The organism is Haemophilus sp. 27098_8_127 (assembly GCF_041433495.1).
Taxonomy (GTDB): Bacteria; Pseudomonadota; Gammaproteobacteria; order Enterobacterales; family Pasteurellaceae; genus Haemophilus_D.
The window spans coordinates 1-18,895 of sequence record NZ_JAPWBP010000002.1; the positions used below are offsets into that span (position 1 = coordinate 1).

Annotated in this window: 21 protein-coding genes; 8 read left to right on the top strand and 13 right to left on the bottom strand. The window is 38.5% G+C overall.

Going from position 1 to position 18,895, the window contains the following annotated elements:
- From O3746_RS02585 to hda, 7 genes are all read left to right on the top strand, one after another.
- Positions 1–536, top strand: a 536-nt coding sequence (locus tag O3746_RS02585) for a hypothetical protein (protein ID WP_371447747.1), incomplete at its 5' end; no start/stop codon positions are given.
- Between the two features lie 155 nt (positions 537–691).
- The gene (locus tag O3746_RS02590; RefSeq protein ID WP_371447748.1) at positions 692–2,947 is read left to right on the top strand and encodes a YadA family autotransporter adhesin; all 2,256 of its coding nucleotides are present in this window, start codon (positions 692–694) and stop codon (positions 2,945–2,947) included.
- Positions 2,948–3,270: 323 nt separating this feature from the next.
- Complete coding sequence (locus tag O3746_RS02595) at positions 3,271–3,534, top strand: hypothetical protein (RefSeq protein ID WP_371447749.1); 264 nt, start codon at positions 3,271–3,273, stop codon at positions 3,532–3,534.
- 417 nt (positions 3,535–3,951) lie between these two features.
- Entirely contained in the window at positions 3,952–6,195 is a 2,244-nt protein-coding gene (locus tag O3746_RS02600; RefSeq protein WP_371447750.1) for a nitric-oxide reductase large subunit, read from the top strand.
- Between the two features lie 310 nt (positions 6,196–6,505).
- On the top strand, positions 6,506–7,132 hold the full coding sequence (upp, locus tag O3746_RS02605; protein WP_014063981.1) for a uracil phosphoribosyltransferase: 627 nt from the start codon (positions 6,506–6,508) through the stop codon (positions 7,130–7,132).
- Positions 7,133–7,251: 119 nt separating this feature from the next.
- Positions 7,252–8,499, top strand: a complete 1,248-nt coding sequence (locus tag O3746_RS02610) for an NCS2 family protein (RefSeq protein WP_070590628.1) — start codon at positions 7,252–7,254, stop codon at positions 8,497–8,499.
- Between the two features lie 72 nt (positions 8,500–8,571).
- Positions 8,572–9,267, top strand: a complete 696-nt coding sequence (hda, locus tag O3746_RS02615; RefSeq protein WP_070590625.1) for a DnaA regulatory inactivator Hda — start codon at positions 8,572–8,574, stop codon at positions 9,265–9,267.
- A 55-nt stretch (positions 9,268–9,322) separates the two neighbouring features.
- Here the strand turns inward: hda and O3746_RS02620 are convergent, their stop codons facing one another.
- The 12 genes from O3746_RS02620 to ccmA form a co-directional block, all read right to left on the bottom strand.
- Entirely contained in the window at positions 9,323–9,619 is a 297-nt protein-coding gene (locus O3746_RS02620) for a hypothetical protein (RefSeq protein WP_193451355.1), read from the bottom strand.
- A gap of 5 nt (positions 9,620–9,624) precedes the next feature.
- A complete protein-coding gene (locus O3746_RS02625) occupies positions 9,625–10,218 on the bottom strand; it encodes a hypothetical protein (RefSeq protein WP_197555849.1) in 594 nt (197 codons plus the stop codon).
- Between the two features lie 19 nt (positions 10,219–10,237).
- Entirely contained in the window at positions 10,238–10,636 is a 399-nt protein-coding gene (locus O3746_RS02630; protein WP_290913416.1) for a VOC family protein, read from the bottom strand.
- Positions 10,636–11,553, bottom strand: a complete 918-nt coding sequence (gene ccmI, locus O3746_RS02635) for a c-type cytochrome biogenesis protein CcmI (protein ID WP_371447751.1) — start codon at positions 11,551–11,553, stop codon at positions 10,636–10,638. Before ccmI ends, O3746_RS02630 begins: the two co-directional genes overlap by 1 nt.
- Positions 11,553–12,017 (bottom strand): cytochrome c-type biogenesis protein CcmH, encoded by a 465-nt coding sequence (locus tag O3746_RS02640; protein WP_371447752.1) that lies wholly within the window; start codon positions 12,015–12,017, stop codon positions 11,553–11,555. The genes ccmI and O3746_RS02640 overlap by 1 nt, the downstream gene beginning before the upstream one ends.
- A complete protein-coding gene (locus tag O3746_RS02645; protein WP_049364999.1) occupies positions 12,017–12,562 on the bottom strand; it encodes a DsbE family thiol:disulfide interchange protein in 546 nt (181 codons plus the stop codon). Before O3746_RS02645 ends, O3746_RS02640 begins: the two co-directional genes overlap by 1 nt.
- A gap of 62 nt (positions 12,563–12,624) precedes the next feature.
- Positions 12,625–14,574 carry a heme lyase CcmF/NrfE family subunit gene (locus O3746_RS02650; protein ID WP_371447753.1) on the bottom strand — a complete coding sequence of 650 codons (1,950 nt, stop codon included), beginning with the start codon at positions 14,572–14,574 and terminating at the stop codon, positions 12,625–12,627.
- Positions 14,574–15,104: a cytochrome c maturation protein CcmE gene (ccmE, locus tag O3746_RS02655; RefSeq protein ID WP_371447754.1), complete on the bottom strand. Its 531-nt coding sequence runs from the start codon at positions 15,102–15,104 to the stop codon at positions 14,574–14,576. Before ccmE ends, O3746_RS02650 begins: the two co-directional genes overlap by 1 nt.
- Positions 15,101–15,304, bottom strand: a complete 204-nt coding sequence (gene ccmD, locus O3746_RS02660; protein WP_285266545.1) for a heme exporter protein CcmD — start codon at positions 15,302–15,304, stop codon at positions 15,101–15,103. Before ccmD ends, ccmE begins: the two co-directional genes overlap by 4 nt.
- Positions 15,305–15,341: 37 nt before the next feature.
- Positions 15,342–16,082 carry a heme ABC transporter permease gene (locus O3746_RS02665; protein ID WP_049369402.1) on the bottom strand — a complete coding sequence of 247 codons (741 nt, stop codon included), beginning with the start codon at positions 16,080–16,082 and terminating at the stop codon, positions 15,342–15,344.
- 68 nt (positions 16,083–16,150) lie between these two features.
- Complete coding sequence (gene ccmB / locus O3746_RS02670) at positions 16,151–16,816, bottom strand: heme exporter protein CcmB (protein ID WP_014063992.1); 666 nt, start codon at positions 16,814–16,816, stop codon at positions 16,151–16,153.
- A gap of 6 nt (positions 16,817–16,822) precedes the next feature.
- Complete coding sequence (gene ccmA, locus O3746_RS02675) at positions 16,823–17,464, bottom strand: cytochrome c biogenesis heme-transporting ATPase CcmA (protein ID WP_111314841.1); 642 nt, start codon at positions 17,462–17,464, stop codon at positions 16,823–16,825.
- A gap of 283 nt (positions 17,465–17,747) precedes the next feature.
- Between ccmA and sodA the strand changes: the two genes are divergently transcribed.
- A complete protein-coding gene (sodA, locus tag O3746_RS02680) occupies positions 17,748–18,395 on the top strand; it encodes a superoxide dismutase [Mn] (protein ID WP_049369405.1) in 648 nt (215 codons plus the stop codon).
- Positions 18,396–18,448: 53 nt separating this feature from the next.
- Here sodA and O3746_RS02685 read toward each other — a convergent pair whose 3' ends face one another.
- A complete protein-coding gene (locus O3746_RS02685) occupies positions 18,449–18,892 on the bottom strand; it encodes an isoprenylcysteine carboxylmethyltransferase family protein (protein ID WP_371447755.1) in 444 nt (147 codons plus the stop codon).
- Between the last annotated feature and the right edge of the window lie 3 nt (positions 18,893–18,895).

Sequence of the window (18,895 nt, forward strand, 5' to 3'; positions counted from 1 at the left end):
AATCTTGGAATAAAGTACTACACTCTCGTGTTGGTGCAACAGATGGTTTTGGTGTGATGTTAATGTGGACTCGTGTGGAAGGTAATAAACAATATCAGTTAGGTGCTTCACCGATGAGTTTTGTAAACTTAAGTGAAGGTGGAGTAAGTAGTCATGCGTCTACTACGGTAGTAGATACTACAGCTAATACAAGTACTGTTATCGATATCGAAGCTGAAGTGGTACGTATCGTAGCACGTGGTGCGTCCCAAGCGGTAGTTGAGAAATATCGTGCTTTATTGAAAATCATTAAAGCTAATGGATTATTGAAATATAAAGATATTAATGATTTATATCAACGTATCCGTACTACAGATATTACTCCGGCTCAGATTGCTAACGATGTAATCTTATTAGAAGAAGCGGTTAACTTAGTTTCTATCGAAGGATTTAATCGTCAGAATATTTCTGGTGTAGCTCCAGCAAGTATGGAAGAAAACACGACAAGAAATAATCCTGCTACAGGTACAAATACACCTGCTAGAGGTCGTACTTAAAAACATATACCACGTGGATATACCATATGGTATATATGTCTGTTATACTTCACAATTGCATCAAAATTATAAACTTACATTATCTTTATGAAGCTTCGTCAAGAGGCTTCTTTATTTTAAGCCTAAACTAAACCTTTTTATAGGAGTATAACTAAATGAAAAAATCTTTATTAGCTTTAACCGTATTATCAGTATGTTCAGCAGCTCAAGCTATTGGACCAACTCTTCAATACAATGACGAAGTTGCTGTTGGTGAAAACGTAACTATGACTGGTCTCGGTAACGTTTATATCGGACGTGATACCGGTAATAATTTAGGTTTACAAAACGCAACCACTGTAGGGCAGTTATCTTACGCAGGTGGTAACCAAGCTGTAGCGGTAGGTAGTGAAGCAAACGCTAACGCAACCAACTCAGTTGCTGTAGGTGCTAATACTTTTTCTGCTAAAGATAACAGTGTAGCCGTTGGTTATAAAGCTGCCACAGTAGGTGATTCAGCTATTGCTATCGGTCGTGAATCTAATGCGACTCATGATAACTCAGTAGCGATTGGTGCAGGTTCTGTATCCAAGAAAGAAGTATCTGTTAACCAAGCAACGATTGGTACTGTTACCTACGTTGGTTTTGCTGGTAATAACCCAGTAGCAACCTTCTCTGTAGGTGCTAAAGATAAAGAACGTCAAATTGTTAACGTAGCAGCTGGTGAAATCTCAGCAACTTCTACCGATGCAATCAACGGTTCTCAATTATACACTATCGCTCAAGCGGTTGAAGATCTTGCCACCAATCCTCCACGTATGTGTCTCACCATGTCTTCAAGCGATAACAATGTCAACATTGAACAAATCGACGAAGGTACATTTGACTTTACGCTTAACAAAGATTTAGCTAACCTTAACTCTGTTACTACAAGCGCTGATAATGGTGATACCACAACTGTTACTACTGACGGAATGAATATTAGACATTACGACAGTCCTAACGGTATGGAATATAATACTAGTTATAACCATAACGGTTTAACTATCAAAAGAAATGATGGTGACGCTAACCCAATTGATGAAATTTCATTAACTACGGATGGTTTAAACAACGGTGGTAAACGTATTATCAATGTTAAAGAAGGATCTAAGGGTACAGATGCAGTTAACGTTAATCAGTTAAACAAAGTACGTGAAGAAAATCAGCAAATCACTGAAAAGGTTACTCGTAACGGTGATAAAATCACTCAATTAGAAAAAGATGTAGTTAAGAATACCACTAAGATCACTGAAAACACTAAAGCGATCGAAGCTAATACTGATTACATCAAAGCGATTGAGAAAAAATTACCGGTAGTTGAAGCAGGTAAAAATACCACTGTTACAACTTCTACTGATGCAAATGGTAAAATCACCTATACTGTATCAAGTAAAGACTTTCAACCAGAAATCAATAAAGTAGATGATAAAGCGAATAAAAACGCTACCGATATCGGTGACTTAACTAAACGTATTGTTACTAATGAAGGTAATATCACTAACAACAGTAACCGTATTTCAACTTTAGAGAAACAGATTCCTGAAGTTGATGCGGGCACTAACGTAGAAGTCACTACTACTGATGTTAATGGTAAGAAAACATTTACTGTTTCTACTAAGAAAGATGTTGGTTTTGATAAAGTAACCGTCGGTGATGTTGTAGTTGATAAAAACGGTATCAATGCCGGTAACCAAACTATCATCAATGTTAAAGATGGTGTAAACGATACTGACGCAGTGAACGTAAATCAACTTAAATCAGTTGATAATAAAGTTAACCAAAATGCTCAAGGTATTGCGGAAAACAAACAAGCGATTGCTTCTATCGATAAACGTCACTCTGTTGTAGAACAAGGTAAAAACACTAAAGTTACTTCTCGTAAAGGTAGCAATGGTGAAACCATCTACACTGTGAGTACAGCTGACGATTTAACAGTTAAAAGTGTAACCTTCGTTGATGGTCCTGTTATTAATAATAATGGTATCAACGCTAATAACACTAAAGTAACTAACGTTAAAGAAGGTACAGCTGATACAGACGCAGTAAATGTAGCACAATTAAATCGTGTTAAATCTGCAGTTAACGGTAACACCGCTAAGATCAATAAACTTAATACTCGTGTAGACGGTTTAGATCGTGATGTTCGTAAAAACCGTAAACGTGCTGATGCGGGTACTGCTTCAGTAGCAGCAATGGCTAATATCCCACAAGTTTACTTACCAGGTAAATCTGGTGTAGGTGTAGGTGTGGGTTATAAACACGGTCAATCAGCTATCGCTGTAGGTTACTCAAAAGCTTCAGATAACAGTAAACACATTGTTAAGTTATCTGTAGGTGCTGATAGCCAAAAAGATGTTACTTTAGGTGCTGGTTACATGTACCAATGGTAATATCCTAACGTATAGGGAGCATTTGCTCCCTATATTTTTTTATTTTTAGGAGTTGTAAAAATGTACAAATTAACAACAATTATTCTGGCGCCTTACTCTGTTACTTTAAATTTGTGCTCGGATTAAGTAATGCGGAAATCAATGAAGAAACACTGATTAAACCTTTATTATCCGAAATCCCTGACTTTGTACGTTATGTTCATGAAAATGATACTTGGACTTTTACTGATGATGATTCTAAATCATTCGGTGTAGGGTTTAATGCTTTATTTAGATCTAAACATCCTATTGAATCTTCGACTTTAGATGATAACGGTAGAACTATGTTTAGTGTTAATAATTACATTAAAGCCGCTACCTGTGCTTTCCCTAAATCAGAAAAACGTTCAGAAACTGAATTCGGTAAACAATTGGTTAAAGAAATCGTTAACTATGGTAGTCGTGTTTTTGAAATTCGTAACAACTATATGGACAGCGTTATGGATACCGCTCAAAAACATTTCGTTTATATTAACGACGGGATGTATAGTCTCAATCCCTTTCGAGCAGGGCAATGTCTTTCGACAAAAGATGGTAGAGATAATTGATGTTTTTCAGCAAATCCATTCAAATAATAATGAAGCACTGAAAAAGCAAGAGAAATTCTGTAATTTGACATAATCACTCCATATAATAGAATTTAAGTGAGTATAATCAAAATATAAGCAATTGTCATCAAATACAAATTTGTAAAAATAAGATAACATGCCACAAAAGAAAGAATAAATAATTTTCATAAAATGCGGCCAAAAATCAATAGGTTTTTGGCCGTATTTTTTATCTTTTTATTCAGCATTTCCTATTACCCGATTAAATTACTCAGTTTTAGGTAATATTTTCATCAATCGATAGTCGATATAATTGCTCAAGTATTTTACTTAGCGTAAAATCTAGCTCTTGATGGCTATTCTCGGAATAACTAACCATCAAGGCATCGTATTTTCTAATAATCTAGGAGTGATAAAATGGGACAGTATAAAAAGTTCTGGTACCTGTTAGTCGCCGTATTGATTGGAGCCTTCTCCATTCTCGGTTACTATGGGTTCGAAGTTTATCGTGAAGCACCACCGATTCCGCAACAATATGTTTCTGAATCTGGCGAAAAAGTGATTACTCACGATGATATTTTACATGGTCAAACCGCTTGGCAAACCACTGGTGGTATGCAAGTCGGGTCTGTTTGGGGTCATGGTGCATACCAAGCGCCAGACTGGACGGCAGATTGGCTTCACCGTGAATTAACTAACTGGTTGGATATTACCGCGAATCAAGAATTTGGTAAAAATTTCGCTGATTTAAATGATGAACAACAAACGTTATTAAAAGCTCGTCTAACCAAAGAATATCGTGGTAGCAAAGTTGAAAACGGTACCGTTGTGCTTTCAAACACCCGTTTAGCGGCAATGGAAAAAACAGCACAATACTACATCTCTTTATACGGTGACGATCCAGCAACCAAAGTGACTCGTGAACACTTTGCGATGAAGGATAATACTCTTCCTGATTTACAAGCTCGTAAAGACTTAGCTAAATTCTTCTTCTGGACAGCGTGGACTGCATCTGCTGAACGTCCAAATACTCATGCAAGCTACACCAACAACTGGCCACACGAACCGTTAATTAATAACGTACCAACACCAGAAAACGTGATTTGGTCTATTGCGAGTGTGGTATTCCTCATTGCGGGTATTGGTTTCGTGGTATGGATTTGGTCATTCAAAAAACGTGAAGATGAACAAGATCCACCGATTCCGGAAGTTGATCCCCTCACAAAACTACAGTTAACCCCTTCTCAACGCGCATTAGGTAAATATCTCTTTACGGTGCTTGCATTATTCTTACTGCAAGTGAATTTAGGGGCGATTGTTGCTCACTATACTGTTGAAGGTCAAGAATTCTATGGTATTGATATCTCTCAATACTTACCTTATTCATTAGTGCGTACATGGCATATTCAAGCGGCATTATTCTGGATTGCAATGGCATTCTTAGCTGGCGGTTTATTCCTAGCACCGATCATCAATGGTGGTAAAGATCCGAAATTCCAAAAATTGGGCGTGGATGTTTTATTCTGGGCATTAGTGGTATTAGTCGTCGGTTCATTCACCGGAAGTTATTTAGCAATTGCACATATTCTTCCAGAAGAATGGAGCTTCATGTTCGGTCACCAAGGCTATGAGTTCATTGACTTAGGTCGTTTCTGGCAAGCGGTGAAATTCGCGGGAATCTTATTCTGGTTAGTCTTAATGCTTCGCGGTACAGTGAACGCATTCAAACAACCAGGAGACAAAAACTTATTAGCCTTATTCTTTGCTTCCGTAATTGCGATCGGTTTATTCTATGGCCCTGCATTATTCTATGGCGAGCACACTCACATTTCTGTGATGGAATACTGGCGCTGGTGGGTAGTTCACCTATGGGTAGAAGGCTTCTTCGAAGTATTCTCTGTAGCGGCACTTTCATTCATCTTCGTAAGTTTAGGTTTAGTTTCACGTCGTACTGCGACTGTGGCAACCATTACTGAAGCGGCATTGTTCCTAATCGGTGGTATCCCAGGTACTTTCCACCACTTATACTTCGCAGGTGCAACTACTCCAATTATTGCTGTAGGGGCATCATTCTCTGCGCTTGAAGTAGTTCCATTAGTGTTATTAGGTCATGAAGCTTGGGAACACTGGGCGATGCAACAAAAAACACCTTGGATGGAACGCCTAAAATGGCCTCTTTACTGCTTCGTAGCCGTGGCATTCTGGAATATGTTAGGTGCTGGCGTATTTGGTTTCTTAATCAATCCACCAATTTCGCTTTACTATATCCAAGGCTTGAACACCACTGCCGTTCATGCTCACGCTGCATTATTCGGTGTATACGGTTTCTTAGCATTAGGCTTCGTATTCTTAATTGCTCGTTATTTACGCCCAGATACACCATTTAATGACAAGTTAATGAAATGGGGCTTCTGGTTGTTAAATGGCGGTTTAGTGTTAATGATCGTATCAAGCTTATTACCTATCGGTATTATTCAAGGTTATGCAAGTATCTCTGAAGGCTTATGGTATGCTCGTAGTGAAGAATTTATGCAACAACCTCTATTCGATACCCTACGTTGGGTTCGTTTAGGTGGTGATGTGGTATTCATCTTCGGTGCACTAGCCTTCTTCTGGCAAATCTTTACGATGATTTTCTTCAAACCGAAAAAAACAGCTTAACTAGGTTTATTATCATGCAAAAGCGGCTAAGTAATTAGCCGCTTTTTATTTATAAAAAATCCATTATCTTTTTTGACCGCACTTTTATTTTCATTAAATGATTTCCTTTAGCTGGGAAAATAATGTGAATATTTATAAGAGAGTGAATAAGAGAGCCATTGGCTTTATGACCTGTGTTGAGAATGTATTTCATCAAAGTGCGGTTAATTTTTTAATTGTTTTTATACCCAACTGTCATAATAAAAATACTAGGCAATTGAATATTTCTGATATAAAATTCTCCGATTTATTTTTTAAAGGGAGAAAAAAGATGAAACTCGTTGAAGTAAAACATCCGCTTGTTAAACATAAATTAGGCGTGATGCGCGAAGCTGATATTGATACTAAAAAATTCCGTGAACTTGCAACAGAAGTGGGCAGCTTACTCACCTATGAAGCGACAGCCGATCTCGAAACAGAAAAAGTGATTATCGAAGGTTGGAACGGTCCTGTTGAAATCGACCGTATCAAAGGTAAAAAAGTTACTGTTGTACCAATTTTACGTGCAGGCCTCGGCATGATGGATGGCGTTTTAGAACATGTTCCTAGTGCTCGCATCAGTGTAGTCGGGATTTATCGTAATGAAGAAACTCTTGAACCCGTCCCTTATTTCCAAAAACTAGCCAGTGACTTAGAAGAACGTTTAGCTATCGTTGTGGATCCAATGCTTGCAACGGGTGGTTCAATGATCTCTACAATTGATCTATTAAAAGCAAAAGGTTGCCAACATATCAAAGTATTAGTATTAGTCGCGGCACCAGAAGGGATTAAAGCATTAGAAAAAGCACATCCAGATATCGAACTTTATTGCGCATCGATTGATGATCACTTAAATGAACAAGGCTACATCATTCCAGGCTTGGGGGATGCAGGCGATAAGATTTTTGGGACGAAATAATTCCCTTTTAATAAGACGGCATTTATAGCCGTCTTTTTTCCGTGCGTGAAAACACAAAAGCTAAAAAGCATTAAAACCGACCGCACTTTCAGTTAATTCAAACCGAGAGTTGAAACTAAATGAGTAATCAAACTACAACCGCACCTGTTGAGGTGCAAAGCATGGGCAAACAAGCGTTTGTCGGTTTACAGATGTTATTTGTTGCCTTTGGTGCCTTAGTATTAGTTCCTTTAATCACTGGATTAAATTCTAATACAGCCCTTCTTACCGCAGGTATCGGTACACTACTTTTCCAACTTTGTACCGGTAAACAGGTTCCTATTTTTTTAGCCTCCTCTTTTGCCTTTATTGCGCCTATTCAATATGGCGTACAAACTTGGGGCATTCCAACCACAATGGGCGGACTTGCTTGTGCGGGTTTAGTCTATTTCGCACTATCAACCTTAGTAAAATTACGTGGTAGTGCTGCGCTTGAGCGTATCTTCCCGCCTGTTGTTGTCGGTCCCGTAATTATCATCATTGGTATGGGACTTGCACCTGTTGCTGTTGATATGGCATTAGGTAAAAACAGTGCATATAGCTATGAGCACTCTGTATTGGTTTCAATGATTACCTTGGTCACCACCCTTTCTGTTGCGGTGTTTGCTAAAGGAATGATGAAGCTGATTCCAATTATGTTTGGTATCGTTGCTGGCTATGTGGTTTGTTTATTCCTAGGATTAATTAATTTCCAACCTGTTTTAGATGCAAAATGGTTTGAATTACCTGAGTTAACCAAACCAGAATTTAATTTAGAAGCGATTCTTTATATGCTACCCATTGCTATCGCACCAGCCGTTGAACACGTGGGTGGTATTATGGCAATCAGTTCTGTAACAGGTAAAGATTTCCTTAAAAAACCAGGCTTACACCGTACATTATTAGGTGATGGTGTGGCAACTGCTGCTGCATCATTAGTTGGTGGTCCACCGAATACTACTTATGCAGAAGTAACCGGTGCAGTCATGCTAACTCGTAACTTTAATCCAAACATTATGACCTGGGCTGCGGTATGGGCAATTGCAATTTCCTTCTGTGGTAAAGTAGGCGCATTCCTTTCTACTATTCCAACCATCGTAATGGGTGGCATTATGATGTTGGTATTCGGCTCGATTGCCGTTGTTGGGATGAGCACCTTAATTAAAGGTAAAGTAGATGTGACCGAACCTCGTAATCTTTGCATTATTTCTGTAGTCATGACGTTCGGGATTGGGAATATGTTTGTCAACGTCGGTGATGTCGTTTCCCTAAAAGGGATTAGCCTTTGTGCCATCGTTGCCATTGTACTGAACTTGATTTTGCCAAAAGCAAAAAATGAAGTAGAATAAAACTTCCCAAATAAAAGGGTTAAATGAAAGTTTAGCCCTTTCTTTTTTTATTTTAAATCAACTCGTTAATCCGTGAATCAGCAACTTTCTTTACCTATTCATCAAATTGATGATGAAACGCTTGAGAATTTTTATAGCGATAATAATGCATTATTGCTTAATTCTTTACGTCAAAACATGACTGATTTACAACAACAATTCTTCTACCTTTGGGGCAGCCAAAGCGTTGGGAAAACCCATCTGTTACGTGCACTCTGTAATGAATATATTCAGCAACAACGGAGCGCCATTTATGTCCCGTTGAGCAAATCACAATATTTCTCCACGGCGGTTTTTGAGAATTTAGAACAGCAAGAACTGGTTTGCTTAGACGATTTGCAAACAATTATTGGAAATTCAGAATGGGAAATTGCCTTATTTGATCTTTTTAATCGCATTAAGGCTAATGGTAAAACCTTATTAGTTGTCAGTGCCGATCAATCTCCAACTGCCCTACCCGTTAAATTACCAGATCTTGCTTCTCGCTTAAAATGGGGAGAAAGTTATCAATTGATTCCACTCAGCGATGAACAAAAATTTGCAGTATTGAAACAGAATGCCCATCAACGAGGTATCATACTTTCAGATGATACTGCCAATTTTATATTCACACGTTTAGATCGTGATATGGCGACACTAAAAGAAGCATTAGTGAAACTCGATGAAGCCTCACTACAAGCCAAACGAAATCTGACGATTCCTTTTGTGAAATCGATTTTAGGCTTATAAACAAGCCAAAAAATAACCGCACTTTTTCAAGCGCGGTTATTTTTTCTTTATTTAATTACCAGCAATGATGGCAATAACCGAATGCCGGCATAATAGCTACTGGGTAACGAGAATAGCCTGTCATTTTTGGACGATGATCGCTTGCATTCATTTCATTTGGAACGCTATCTCTTTGGGCTACTCTCGCTTTTTCTCGAGCACTTACTGTATTACCACTTGCAACTCGAGCATTATAATCTTGTACAGTATTCATATCATACGCTGCCGCGCCATTACCAATACTTGAAGCTTCCTGAGGTGCGGTACACGCAGTTAAAACAGCTAACGCTGCAATAGAGATTAATTTTTTCATAAATTTTACCTTTTGTTACAAACCACTTTATTAAGTGTTTCTCTGCCTTCTTTGATCCGTTCGTTCGCTTTTCTTCTAACATTCGGATCTTCGTTATTTTCAATGTATTTAGCTACATTGGCATTCTTTATAGCATAAACAGGCACATACTGCGAAGTTTTCGTTTCGCCTTGTTTATAAATTGTTGCCCCTAACACGCTTCCATAATATTCACTGGCATCATTTGGCTTAATGTAATAATTACTAGAATTTGTTACATCTACACCATCTGTGCTTTTAAAACCACTACAGATTCCCGCGGGTGACAGAAACGTTGTTTTGGATGCCGCAACTTCGTTAAATTTATATACTTCAAATTCAACACTATTGGCCAGCTCTTCCATATCTTTTTCAGATTTAGGATCTAAACTTCTTTGTCCTTTTCCATCAATATATTTCACTGTTTCAGAAATATTACTTTCAGAAACATTAACTGAAAGATTATTTTCAGGCGTTTTTACCTTTGTTGCATATACAACACTACTACCTTCGGCTGAAACAACTGACGATGCTAAAATACAAAAAGAGTAAATCCCAATTTTTTTCTTAATATGACTCATAATAATTTGATTTTCTACGTTAATAATTATTTTCGTATAACTCAATAGGTAAATAATCTGGGTCTCGAAAGAAAGTGTACTTCATTCCAGTTAATTCATCAACCCTAATCGGTTCACAATTAATACTGTTTTCCAGAAGATAAGCAACATATTCATCAATATTATCGACTTTAAATGCCAAATGCCGTAAACCACAGGCTTCAGGGTTGGTGACTCTTTGAGGTGGATTTGGAAATGAAAACAACTCGATTTGACTCCCATCAGGAAAACTTAAATCTAATTTATAGCTATCTCGTTCTGCCCGATAAGTTTCATTTAGCTGTTTTGCGCCTAAAATTTCCATATAAAAATGCTTCGAACGTGCATAGTTCGAAGCAATAATCGCAATATGGTGAAAACCTAATAATTGAGGTTTCATTATTTCTCCGGTGTGATACTTTTTGCTTTTTCTTCTTCCTGCAAAGCAAGGGCATCACGTGCCGCACGAATACTCTTTTCAAGCATTGGCACACGAGGATCATCTGGTTCCAATAAACGTAGCATCATTGCCCAGGTAACGGCTGCCATTTTATAATCCTCACCTTCAAAATAACTGAAAGCCAGTAAACTTAATGCTTCAGGATTAGAATGATCTTGACGAATAATTTCACGTAAAAGTTGATTACCTTTCAGTTTATCCGTTTGATCTTCAGAAGACATTAACATACGCGCATAAGAAAGCTTATAATCTAAATTATCCGGCTCAAGTTTATTCGCTTGTTGGTAACTATCAAAGGCTAATTTTCCATTACCTAAATTCATCCCTACCTGACCTAATAACCACCATTTTTTAGCATCCTTTGGTGTTTTTTGTAAATCCAAACGAAGTGCGGTCGAAAATTGCTGCATTTCTGCATCCGTCATTGGGTTTGTGTCTTCTTCTTTAATTCGTTCAAAGAAGTAAGGTAATTTTGCCAATGTTTTTTCCATCATATCCTCGGCTTTCCAAGATCCCAAAGGAAAATAAGCTCCTGCTGCAATAATGGCCAAACCTAATAAACCAGAAACAAACCATAACTTACCGTAATTTTTGGCATTATTATCGATCGTTTGTGTTTCTTGTTGAGGAATATCTTCTAATAATGTCTTTTGTAGCTCTTGTTTAAGTTGTTCAACGTTCTCTACTAAGCCTTGCTGATTATCTTGCTCTATCTCTTTTAAGCGAGAAAAATACAGTGCCTTATTTAATTCATCTCGTTTTTTATCTTCTTTCGCTTTAACAGAACGCAACAAGGGATAAAAACAAATCAATGCCACGACTAAAGTGAGCGCAATAATACTTAATGCAAAATTCATTATTTATCCTTTTCTTTGAGTAAAGCCGATAAACGCGCATTCTCTTCGTCATCTAAAATCGCATCAGAATTGACCGCACTTGGGCTTTTTGATTTACGTTTAAATACAAATAAAATGCCAATCAACACTAACAAAATTGGGGCAATCCATAATACGATTGTTGACGTCGTCATTGGTGGATCATAAGTCACAAAATTGCCATAACGTTGAATCATATAATCGACAACTTCACTTCGTTTTTTACCTTCTTGCAACAACTCAAATACTTTGCCACGCATATCTACAGCAATAGTTGCATTCGAATCAGCAATATTGTTATTTTGACATTGAGGACAACGCAATTCTTGTGTTAATTGATGATAGTCTTTTTCTTGCTCTGGTGATGCAAAATTCAATGCATCAATAGAAGCTGTCGCCGAGATACTCACAAAAAGTGCGGTTAAAAAAAGCCATGATCTTTTCATTATGGTTTCTCCGCGAGTTTGTCATAAATCGGTTTTAAGGTCTCATTCCAAACGCGTTCATTCACATCACCCGCTAAGCGATAATGAATCACACCTTTGCCATCCACGATAAATGTTTCTGGTGCGCCGTAAACCCCCAAATCTAATGCAAAAGAACCTTTTTCATCTTTAAGCACAAGACTATAAGGATTGCCTAAATCTTTCAGCCATTTTATCGCTTTTGGTGATTCATCTTTATAGTCGATACCAATGATTGTTACACCTTGTTTAGCCAATTGATTCAAGTATTGATGCTCGGCATAACAAGTTGGACACCAAGTTGCCCACACATTTAATAGAATCGGTTTGCCTTGTTGGAAAATTTCATTACCGTAGGTTTTATTTTCCAATAAATCCGTTAATGTTTTCTGTGGCACTGGTTTTCCCACAAGCGCAGATTCTAACGCTTTTGGATCATCACCTTGCGCGTTACGTCCTAACTGAACTAAAAAAGCAGCAGCCACAGCAAGAAAAATAATAAGTGGGATAAGTAATTTTTTATTCATAACACTATCAATTTCACATCTATTTCACATCTATTTCTAAGGGCATACGCCCCTTATTACAATTAAGACTGTTTAACTAATCGACTAAAACGATAACGACGGTCAAACATACAGAGCAAGCCACCTATCGCCATAAACAATCCACCAATCCAAATCCAACGGATAAACGGTTTATAGTAAAGGCGAAGCGCCCATGAGTTATCTTCTATTTTTTCACCCAAGGCGACATAAAGATCGCGGGTAAAGCCCCAATCAATTGCCGCTTCAGTCATTGGCATTTTACTGACGGTATAAAAACGTTTTTCAGCAAATAATGTTGCTTCTGGTTTACCGTCTTTTGAAATATCAATTTGTGCTTTGCCGCCCATATAGTTTGGACCATTTGCATCACTCACGCCAGCAAATTTAAAGTCATAATTAGCAATCTGCACTGTATCACCCACAGCCATTCGCACATCGCGTTCTACACTAAAGTTTTGGCTAAATGCAATTCCCCAAACGGTCATCGCCACACCAAGGTGAGCCAAAATCATCCCCCAATGGGAACGGGAAAGTTTGGTAATACCTTTAAAGAAAGATTCACGGTGTGTTGCGCGTTGTTTCATTTCATAAAGGCTTAATAATACAATAATGACAGACATCATGGTGCCAAGTACAACACTGATGGTGAGTTTATTGTGTAAGAAATATGGCAAGGCAAAGCCTGCAATCGCCATTACAATCACACTCACTACAACCGGTGTACGAATTTCAGAGAACTGATCTCGACGCCATTTAACTAATGGCCCAATACCTAGTAATAAGGCAAATGGGGTCATAATAATCAGGAACATTTGATCAAAGAACGGCGCACCGATCGAAATAGAGCCCAAACCTAATTGTTTGTGAACTAATGGCAATAACGTCCCTAAGAACACCACACAAAGTGCGGTCATTAATAGGATATTATTCAATAACAATAAGGTTTCACGAGAATAGCGTTCTGCATTATCACGCGAGCGAATTTGGTTGCCTTTGTAAGCGTACAAGGTTAAAGAACCACCAATTACCACAACCAAATAAGCAAGAATATATAAACCACGTGTAGGATCTGAAGCAAAGGCGTGTACTGACACTAAGATACCGGAACGAACTAAGAACGTACCCAGTAAGCAAAGTGAGAAAGCAAGGATTGCTAAAAGCACTGTCCAAGCTTTAAAAGAGCCACGTTTTTCAGTCACCGCTAAAGAGTGGATTAATGCGGTTCCTGCAAGCCAAGGCATTAAAGAAGAGTTTTCTACTGGATCCCAGAACCACCAGCCCCCCCAGCCGAGCTCATAATATGCCCACCACGAACCGAGCACAATCCCGAGTGTTAAAAAGACCCAAGCTGCCATCGTCCAAGGACGAGACCATCTTGCCCAAGCGGAGTCTAATTTCCCTGTCATTAGTGATGCAATCGCAAAGGCAAAAGCCACAGAAAAACCAACATATCCCATATAAAGCAATGGAGGATGGAAAATCAAGCCCACATCTTGCAACATTGGGTTGAGTTCTCTGCCATCTACTGGGAAATCAGGGAATGTACGGGTAAATGGATTTGAGGTAAATAATACGAAGAGTAAGAAGCCGATGCTAATAATCCCCATAATACCCAACACGCGAGCCACGGCTTCTTGTGGTAAGTGTTTGCTAAATAAGGCAACCGCTGCGCCCCAAAGGGTTAATAACCAAATCCAAAGTAATAATGAGCCCTCGTGTGAACCCCACACCGCAGATAAACGATAATAAATCGGTAAACTGCTGTTAGAGTTATTTACCACATATTGCACACTGAAATCATTAACAGCAAACAGATAGAATAATGCCGCAAAAGCAATGGTTAAACTGAAAAATAAACCATAAGTCATTGGACGAGCCAATGACATTAATTGAGGGTGACCTTTTTCTGCGCCCCATAATGGGAAAATCGCTAAAAAGAATGAAACGGCAAGACTTAAAGCAAGCGCATAATTTCCTAGTTCAGCAATCATTATTGACCTTCTTGCGGTTTTTGCTGGGTTTCTTTATAACGACGATCATATTCACTCTCGCCTTTTAACTCTGCGCCCATTGGCTTATGTACTTTCTGCATTTTTTCGCCTAATTCTGGTGGTACATAATTTTCATCGTGTTTAGCAAGTACTTCTGTCGCCTCTAATAAAGTAGGCCCTTTTAATACGCCTTGCGCGACGATACCTTGCCCTTCTCGGAAAAGATCAGGAAGAATACCTTCGTATTCTACGGTGATAGATGGACCAATATCATTTAAGTCAAAGCGAACTTTTAAGCTTTTTGGATCACGTTTTACTGTGCCTTCCACAACCATGCCACCTACACGGATGCGTTGCCCCACTTCAGGTTTTTGATCTGCTTTGCCTTCTTTACCTTCAATGACTTCTGATGGCGTATAAAATAAATCGATATTTTGGCGAAGTGCATAAAGGACTAAACCTGTTGCAATCGAAATACCTAAAATCACAAAGATAATGATAGAGAGTCTTGATTTACGTCTTGGATTCATAGTGTATTTCCTTTATTTGCTTGGTTTAAACGAGCTTCACGTTGTTGCTCGCGTAACACTTCTTTTAACACCACTTTACGTCCCTTGACGCTTTGTATCGCCAAAATAATCATTGCCACAAGGCTAATGCCGTAGGAAAGCCACACATAAAAACCGTAGCCTCCCATATTGATAAAATCACTCCAACTTTGGAAAAACATTTTCCGCTCCCTAAAATCCTAAAATAAAAATAAAAAACTATTTTAGCTTACTTGCTAACTCTTTTACCCATGGACGTTTGCTATCTTCTTTTAGCAATTCAACACGATAACGCACGAGCGTAAACCAAATGGATAAAAATAAAAATCCAAAAATACATAAAATCAGTGGAATTAACATCGGCGTTGCAATAGACGGTTTTTCAAACTTCGTGATACTGGCCCCTTGATGTAAAGTATTCCACCACTCTACGGAAAAGTGAATAATTGGTAAATTCACTACGCCAACAATACACAAGATTCCCGCTGATTTTGCGCCCACCGCACGATCAGAAAATGCAGAATAAAGGGCTAATACACCGATATATAAGAAGAAAAGAATGAGTTCTGCGGTTAAACGCGCATCCCACACCCACCAGGTTCCCCACATTGGTTTACCCCAAATTGCGCCTGTGACTAACGCGATAAAGGTAAACATCGCACCAATTGGCGCCATAGCAACCATCGAAAGATGTGCAGCTTTAATTTGCCAAACTAACGCAATAATCGCAGCAATCGCCATCGAGCCATATACGCCCATTGACCAAATCGCCGCCGGCACATGCACATACATAATTCGGAAACTATTGCCTTGCTGATAATCTGCCGGTGCATAAGCTAAGCCCCACACAATGCCAACAGCCAATAATAAAACCGCAATCGCACCAAAAAATGGGCTTAATTTGCCACATAAATGATATTGGGTTTCATGTTTTGCGTAAGGATGTAACCACTTCCACATAAAAGATCCTTAATTCCAAAAAATAAAAAACAGTTAAAAATCTGACCGCACTTTCACCGCAATAGTGATTAATTATCTAAACTAATTCGTAGTGCCGCTGCAATAGCAAAAGGCGATAAGGTTATCGCGCCAGCCAAAATCGCGCCTAAAATAGCAAGCTGTCCGCCATAAGGGAGGTTTAACGCGGCGGCATCTAAAATTGCTGAGGCAAAAATTAAAACCGGAATGAATAATGGTACCACAAGTAAACTCAGCAATACGCCACCTTTACGTAATCCTACCGTCAATGCCACGCCAATCGCACCAATGCAGCTTAAAATTGGTGTTCCCACTAGCAAGGTGACCACCAGCGCCCACCAAATATTTACTTCCAACGAAAGTAATAAAGCCGCAATAGGTGAAAGTAAAATCAACGGCAAACCAGTTAATAGCCAGTGTGCAACAACTTTTGCGAGTGCCGTTAGCGCTAAAGGTTGAGCCGTAAGCATCAATTGTTCTAAAGAGCCATCAATAAAATCATCTCGGAATAAGCGCTCAAAAGACAGCAACGCAGAAAGCAATGCCGCCACCCAAGCAACCCCCGGTGCAATGCGAGAAAGTAGTTTAGGATCTGGCCCAATCACCAATGGAAACAACGTAATCACGATTAAAAAGAACCAAAGCGGGTTCAATATTTCCGCTTGTTTACGGGTCGCAATCTTCAGCTCACGCTTTATAATCTGTAAAAATATCATAAAAATCTAAGAGTTATATTTATAATCAGCAAGATTGATTTTTTTCAATAACGTACTTGGCACTTCTTGGTGACTCGTTAAAATGACCATTCCACCTTTTTTAGCATGATTTTCAAAAAGCGCGGTCAAAACTTCAACCCCTTTTTTGTCTATTGCTGTAAAAGGTTCATCCAAAATCCAAAGTGGCGCTTCAGAGATCCATAATCTCGCCAAAGCAATTCGCTTTTGCTGACCTGCTGAAAGTTGGGCTGCCGGTAAATCTTCGCGACCGAGTAAGCCCACAGTTTCCAACACATCCCATAAAATATCTGTGCCTTGCTGACTTTGACTAATCTGCTGATAAAACTTTAAATTTTCCCATGCCGTTAATTCAGGTTTCACACCAGAATGGTGACCGAGATAAAGTAGCTGATGATGGTATTCTTCGCGTTGTTTTGTAATCTCGTCTGAATTCCACCGCACTTTACCTTCTACAGGCTGTGCAAGGCCAGCTAAAATGCGCAATAAACTTGTTTTGCCGATACCATTGTGCCCTTCAATTTGCACGAAATCACCGCTTTGAAATTGCAGTGAAAGATCAGTGAACAATATGCGATCGCCACGTTGACACGCTAATTGTTCTAATTGAAGTTGATGAGCAGGAAACATAGTCTCAGCCTTAAAAATAAAACCTTGTTAAAAATCAGCGGGTATTCTACCACAAGGGGAAATTTTGACGAGATTTTAAGAGCTAAAAGGTATAACTATTTAGAAGTAGATCGGTGTATTTATTGATTTAAAACAAATTAAGCTTTTCTAGTCTATTCATCGAATAATCAAATAATTAAAAGATTTACTGATCTAAATCAAATTTTCTGCTACCATTTAACTACTTTTTGATGTTGTTTTATCAAAAACATTACCTTAACTTCATTTAAAAAAGGAACATATTATGTCTTATACTCTACCTGAATTAGGTTACGCTTATGATGCGTTAGAACCACATTTTGATGCACAAACAATGGAAATTCACCACACTAAACACCACCAAGCCTATGTAAATAATGCAAACGCGGTGTTAGAAACTTTACCTGCTGAATTTTCTGAAATGTGCTCAGGTCAATTAATCAGCCAATTAGACAAAATCCCAGCTGAAAAACGTACTGCATTACGTAACAACGCGGGCGGTCACGCAAACCATAGCTTATTCTGGAAATCATTGAAAAAAGGCACCACTTTACAAGGTGATTTAAAAGCTGCTATCGAACGTGATTTCGGTTCTGTAGAAAACTTCAAAGCTGAATTTGAAAAAGCAGCAGCGACTCGTTTCGGTTCAGGTTGGGCATGGTTAGTGATTAACCAAGGTAAATTATCTGTTGTTTCTACAGCAAATCAAGATTCTCCATTAATGGGTAAAGAAATCGCAGGTTGTGAAGGTTTCCCACTTTTAGGTTTAGATGTTTGGGAACACGCTTACTACTTGAAATTCCAAAACCGTCGTCCAGACTACATCAAAGAATTCTGGAACGTAGTGAACTGGGATTTCGTTGCGGAGCGTTTAGCTAAAAAATTAGCAGATTGCGGATGTGCAGCTAAATAATAGCTTCTCAAAATATATAAAAATCGCCTATTTTTAGGCGATTTTTTTATTGGTTAAATCCAGCGTCTCACTTTTTTCTTGTAAGCCAAATAAGACTCACCAAACTTCTTCTCTAGCCAGTATTCTTCAGGTTTAATTTGCCATTGTGTGATGAGATAAATAAATAGAAAAACACCTAAAAAACTAACCGCACTTTGCAAATAAAACGCCCATGCTACTAACAAGCCAGCTAAGCTTAAATACATGGGATTACGGCTAAAACGATAGATACCACTTACCACAAATACTTTGCTTTTCTCTAAATGGATGGGATGAATATTGGCTTTATTTTTGTAGAATTGCCAAACACTGAAAAAACCAACAAAAGATGAAGCCAACGCAATCAGATAAGCAATCACGATATTGATTGTAACAGGGTAAGGATTAGGCAAATATGCCATGATAAGTGCACAGCCAATAAAAATGACGGGTGGCGGCACAATAGGTTTCTGAATCATAAG

Excerpts from the sequence above, each read along its gene's own strand:
- O3746_RS02590 (WP_371447748.1), top strand. The coding sequence starts at position 692 with ATGAAAAAATCTTTATTAGCTTTAACCGTATTATCAGTATGTTCAGCA.
- O3746_RS02595 (WP_371447749.1), top strand. The coding sequence starts at position 3,271 with ATGTTTAGTGTTAATAATTACATTAAAGCCGCTACCTGTGCTTTCCCT.
- O3746_RS02600 (WP_371447750.1), top strand. The coding sequence starts at position 3,952 with ATGGGACAGTATAAAAAGTTCTGGTACCTGTTAGTCGCCGTATTGATT.
- upp (WP_014063981.1), top strand. The coding sequence starts at position 6,506 with ATGAAACTCGTTGAAGTAAAACATCCGCTTGTTAAACATAAATTAGGC.
- O3746_RS02610 (WP_070590628.1), top strand. The coding sequence starts at position 7,252 with ATGAGTAATCAAACTACAACCGCACCTGTTGAGGTGCAAAGCATGGGC.
- O3746_RS02620 (WP_193451355.1), bottom strand. The coding sequence starts at position 9,619 with ATGAAAAAATTAATCTCTATTGCAGCGTTAGCTGTTTTAACTGCGTGT.
- O3746_RS02625 (WP_197555849.1), bottom strand. The coding sequence starts at position 10,218 with ATGAGTCATATTAAGAAAAAAATTGGGATTTACTCTTTTTGTATTTTA.
- O3746_RS02630 (WP_290913416.1), bottom strand. The coding sequence starts at position 10,636 with ATGAAACCTCAATTATTAGGTTTTCACCATATTGCGATTATTGCTTCG.
- ccmI (WP_371447751.1), bottom strand. The coding sequence starts at position 11,553 with ATGAATTTTGCATTAAGTATTATTGCGCTCACTTTAGTCGTGGCATTG.
- O3746_RS02640 (WP_371447752.1), bottom strand. The coding sequence starts at position 12,017 with ATGAAAAGATCATGGCTTTTTTTAACCGCACTTTTTGTGAGTATCTCG.
- O3746_RS02645 (WP_049364999.1), bottom strand. The coding sequence starts at position 12,562 with ATGAATAAAAAATTACTTATCCCACTTATTATTTTTCTTGCTGTGGCT.
- O3746_RS02650 (WP_371447753.1), bottom strand. The coding sequence starts at position 14,574 with ATGATTGCTGAACTAGGAAATTATGCGCTTGCTTTAAGTCTTGCCGTT.
- ccmE (WP_371447754.1), bottom strand. The coding sequence starts at position 15,104 with ATGAATCCAAGACGTAAATCAAGACTCTCTATCATTATCTTTGTGATT.
- ccmD (WP_285266545.1), bottom strand. The coding sequence starts at position 15,304 with ATGTTTTTCCAAAGTTGGAGTGATTTTATCAATATGGGAGGCTACGGT.
- O3746_RS02665 (WP_049369402.1), bottom strand. The coding sequence starts at position 16,082 with ATGTGGAAGTGGTTACATCCTTACGCAAAACATGAAACCCAATATCAT.
- ccmB (WP_014063992.1), bottom strand. The coding sequence starts at position 16,816 with ATGATATTTTTACAGATTATAAAGCGTGAGCTGAAGATTGCGACCCGT.
- ccmA (WP_111314841.1), bottom strand. The coding sequence starts at position 17,464 with ATGTTTCCTGCTCATCAACTTCAATTAGAACAATTAGCGTGTCAACGT.
- sodA (WP_049369405.1), top strand. The coding sequence starts at position 17,748 with ATGTCTTATACTCTACCTGAATTAGGTTACGCTTATGATGCGTTAGAA.
- O3746_RS02685 (WP_371447755.1), bottom strand. The coding sequence starts at position 18,892 with ATGATTCAGAAACCTATTGTGCCGCCACCCGTCATTTTTATTGGCTGT.